Source organism: Streptomyces durbertensis, from assembly GCF_014156695.1.
Taxonomy (GTDB): Bacteria; Actinomycetota; Actinomycetes; order Streptomycetales; family Streptomycetaceae; genus Streptomyces; species Streptomyces durbertensis.
Genome location: NZ_WMLF01000653.1, coordinates 1 through 2,081 on the forward strand (window position 1 = coordinate 1; position 2,081 = coordinate 2,081).

2 protein-coding genes, 1 tRNA gene and 1 rRNA gene are annotated in these 2,081 nt (G+C 71.5%); 3 read left to right on the forward strand and 1 reads right to left on the reverse strand.

Annotation, left to right across the window (positions count from 1 at the left end; translation table 11 throughout):
* Window positions 1-2 precede the first annotated feature (2 nt).
* The 3 genes from rrf to GL263_RS25560 all read left to right on the forward strand — a co-directional run bounded on the left by rrf (window position 3) and on the right by GL263_RS25560 (window position 1,059).
* Window positions 3-119 (forward strand): 5S ribosomal RNA (gene rrf / locus GL263_RS25550).
* A 48-nt stretch (window positions 120-167) separates the two neighbouring features.
* Window positions 168-908: a DegT/DnrJ/EryC1/StrS family aminotransferase gene (locus GL263_RS25555; protein WP_228456826.1), complete on the forward strand. Its 741-nt coding sequence runs from the start codon at window positions 168-170 to the stop codon at window positions 906-908.
* A 78-nt stretch (window positions 909-986) separates the two neighbouring features.
* A tRNA-Thr gene (locus GL263_RS25560) sits at window positions 987-1,059 on the forward strand.
* Between the two features lie 81 nt (window positions 1,060-1,140).
* On the opposite strand, the gene GL263_RS25565 is transcribed toward GL263_RS25560, so the two are convergent.
* On the reverse strand, window positions 1,141-2,081 hold a 941-nt coding region (locus tag GL263_RS25565; protein ID WP_182858112.1), incomplete at its 5' end, for a PP2C family protein-serine/threonine phosphatase.

The following is a 2,081-nucleotide window of genomic DNA, read 5'->3' on the forward strand; positions in this document are numbered from 1 at the left end:
GTTTCGGTGGTCATAGCGATGGGGTAACGCCCGGTTACATTCCGAACCCGGAAGCTAAGCCTGTCAGCGCCGATGGTACTGCATGCGGGAGCGTGTGGGAGAGTAGGACGCCGCCGAACAAACATTGAGCGTGAACCCCCGGATTTCTTCCGGGGGTTCACGCTTTTCTGCGTTCGCGTCACCGGCTGTTCACGTCCGGCTCGGAGGATGCCGGCATGGCGATGACACAGCTGGCGACACTCGACCTGCGGCCCGGCGACGAGGTGGTGCTGCCGTCGTTCGGTGGCGAGGAGGCGGCTGACGCCGTTGCCGCCGCGGGTGGCGTTCCGGTCTTCGCGGACATCGACCCGGTGAGCTTCTGCCTGTCCCCGGCGGCGGCTGAAGCGGCCCTGACCAGCCGGACGGTGGGAGTCCTCGCGCTGCACGTCTTCGGGCACCCGGCCGACATGGTGTCCCTTGAGGAGCTGTGCCAGCGGCGTGGTGTCCGGCTGGCGGAGTCCGAGCGGCCGCTGTCGGCGGTGCTGTCGCCGGACGTGGTGCTGCGGCGGCGCAGCGCCGAGTACCTTGCCTCGCGGCTGCGGGGGGTGCTTCCCCCGGTGGTTCGCCCCGGAGTCGACCACACCTTCGAGCGGTTTGTGGTGCGGGTACCGGGCAACGGGCGCCCGGACCGGGACGCCTTCCGGAACGCCCTGCGGGCACGCGGAGTTGACTGCTTCGTGCCGGTGGGAACGCCGGCGCACCGCCTGCCGGCGCACCGGGCCGCCGGCGTACGGCTGCCGGAGACGGACCGCGCGGCGGCGGAATGCCTTGCCCTCCCGCTGCAAGCGGCCATGTCCCGGCGCGAGTTGAACCGCGTCGCGGCTGCCTGCAACCGTCTCGGCGGCCTGCTCTACGAGCCGGCCTGCTGAGCCGTTCTCCCAGCTCGGCCGTGGACTCCCGTGGTCGGAGCGGCCCGTGGGATCAGGTATGATCGACCATGTCGACGCGCCCCAATAGCTCAGTCGGCAGAGCGTCTCCATGGTAAGGAGAAGGTCAACGGTTCGATTCCGTTTTGGGGCTCTCACTTCGAAAGGCCCGCCAACCGGCGGGCCTTTCGGCGTTTCCGGGGAAGTACCCCGGGCGGGCCCGGGGCACGCTGCGTCACTCCGGGACGCGCATCGCGAGAATCGCCATGTCGTCCGACGGCGCGTCGGCGGCGAACCGTTCGACCGCGCGCATGATCCGCGCGGCCACCGCGCCCGCCGTGAGTCCGGTGCACCCGCTGAGGCAGTCGGCCAGCCCGTCGTCGCCCAACATACGGGTGCCCTCCCGCCGTTCGGTGACGCCGTCGGTCACGCACAGGAGCACGTCGCCGGGGTCGAGGGTGAACGTCTGCTCCTCCAGTTCCAGGTCCTCGATGACGCCGAGCAGCGGCTGGGGTTCGGCGGCCGGCTCGACGGTGCCGTCCTGGCGCAGCCGCAGCGGCAGCGGGTGTCCGGCGCACACGACCTTCAGCACCGCGCCACCGTCGGGCTGCGGCCACAACTCGCCGTAGAGAAGCGTGAGGAAGCGGCTGCGGGCGCCCTCGTCGAGGATCGCTGTGTTGAGGCGTTCGAGGACGGCGGGGCCGCCGAAGCCCTCGCGGGCGAGCAGCCGCAGGGCGTGTCGGGCCAGGCCGGTGACGGCGGCGGCCTCCGGGCCGGTGCCGCAGACGTCGCCGATGGCAAAGCCGTAGGCGCCGTCGCGGATGGGGAAGACGTCGTAGAAGTCGCCGCCCACCTCGTTGCCCTCGCCGGCGGCGCGGTAGATCACCTCGACCTCGACGCCCGGCACCTCCGGCAGCTCGGGTGGGAGGAGGCTGCGCTGGAGGGACTGGCTGATGGCCGTGCGCTCGGAGTACAGCCGGGCGTTGTCCAGGGCGAGGGCCGCCCGCCGCGACAGGTCCTCGGCCAGTTCCAGGATCTCCTGGCGGAAGCGCTCCTCCAGCGGCTTGCCGAGGATGAGCATGCCGATCACGCGGTTGCGTGCGACGAGCGGCAGGACGACCGTCTCCCCGCCGACGGTCGAGGCGGTGGCGAGGGTGGTGCCGGGGGAGGAGAGGG